At 66.8% G+C, this 443-nt stretch carries 1 rRNA gene and 1 pseudogene; one reads left to right on the forward strand and one right to left on the reverse strand.

Features of this window, described 5'->3' with window-relative positions:
* A pseudogene (locus KUF83_RS02025) lies at positions 1-242 on the forward strand (hypothetical protein); the annotation flags it as partial.
* 118 nt (positions 243-360) lie between these two features.
* Here KUF83_RS02025 and rrf read toward each other — a convergent pair.
* A 5S ribosomal RNA gene (rrf, locus tag KUF83_RS02030) occupies positions 361-443 on the reverse strand; the annotation flags it as partial.

Below are 443 nucleotides of genomic sequence, written 5' to 3' on the forward strand. Positions count from 1 at the left end.
TCACGCCGGTCGTCACGGCGGAAGGGGGGACGGTCACTGTCGCGCCGGGGACCGCGGTCGTCGTCACGACGGAACGCCGGACGATCACCACGGCTGTCGTCACGACGGTCGTCACGCCGGCCGGATCCACCACGGTCGTTGTCCCGGCGCGGTCCTCCGCGGTAGCCCCCGCGGTCACCACTGTCCCGGCGTCGCTGGTCGCGCTCCGGTCGCTCGTCGGGAGAGTTGGTGGACATGGGTGACTCCTGTCATCGGTACCGCAAGTCATTCTCGCGCAGCCGGGTACCCAGCGCGCTTCGGAAAACAAAAAAGGACCTCTGGTCCCAGCGAGTCGCTGGGACCAGAGGTCCTCCAAAGATTGTTCGGCGGCGTCCTACTCTCCCACAGGGTCCCCCCTGCAGTACCATCGGCGCTGTAAGGCTTAGCTTCCGGGTTCGGAATGT

This window comes from Streptomyces sp. BV286 (assembly GCF_019090165.1).
Taxonomy (GTDB): Bacteria; Actinomycetota; Actinomycetes; order Streptomycetales; family Streptomycetaceae; genus Streptomyces.